This window comes from Massilia sp. TSP1-1-2 (assembly GCF_049896185.1).
GTDB lineage: Bacteria > Pseudomonadota > Gammaproteobacteria > Burkholderiales > Burkholderiaceae_D > Telluria_A.
Window position 1 is genome coordinate 1 of sequence record NZ_JAFCTU010000043.1, and the last position, 551, is coordinate 551.

A 551-nucleotide genomic window follows, 5' to 3' on the forward strand; every position below is an offset into this window, starting at 1 on the left:
AAAAGGAGAAAAATCCAGAACTCAAAAAAGCAGCGTAGAAACCGCTTTTAGGCGACAACTAGCTTGCAAATTACCGCAATCCCAGTCCTTAGCCCGGTTGGCCGTTCCGTTTCACCTGGCCCCCCACTACAGGACAACAACGCATCGATGATTGAACAGAGGAATTCTAATGTTGCCCATTGGAAATATACCAATTTTCTTATTTGCAACATGTTATACTGTCCAGAGCTATAGGCATCGCCAAAAATTAAACCAAAAATTCTTAACTGGCGGTGCTCGTGTCGAACCTCATTTTAAGGAATTGCCTGTGACACCAATACGCGTAGCAGCACTACTTTTCTTTACGGCGTTGCAAGTTGCATGCTCACGTCCATCTACTTCTTTAGATGCTGTTCCAACTAATAAACATGCCAGTGCAACAGAGAAGATATCACAAAAACAAGCACTAAAGATATCAGAAAAACAAGCACTAAATTTGCTGATGTCTGAACTCAAGGCCCGTAAGATTGAAAGTCTCGACTGCCTATTTTTTATGAGCGGAGGTAATCCTC

1 protein-coding gene is annotated in these 551 nt (G+C 42.5%); it reads left to right on the forward strand.

Annotated features, from left to right (window positions below; translation table 11 throughout):
* Window positions 1-169 precede the first annotated feature (169 nt).
* On the forward strand, window positions 170-551 hold a 382-nt coding region (locus ACP7BV_RS24220), incomplete at its 3' end, for a hypothetical protein (RefSeq protein ID WP_426107434.1).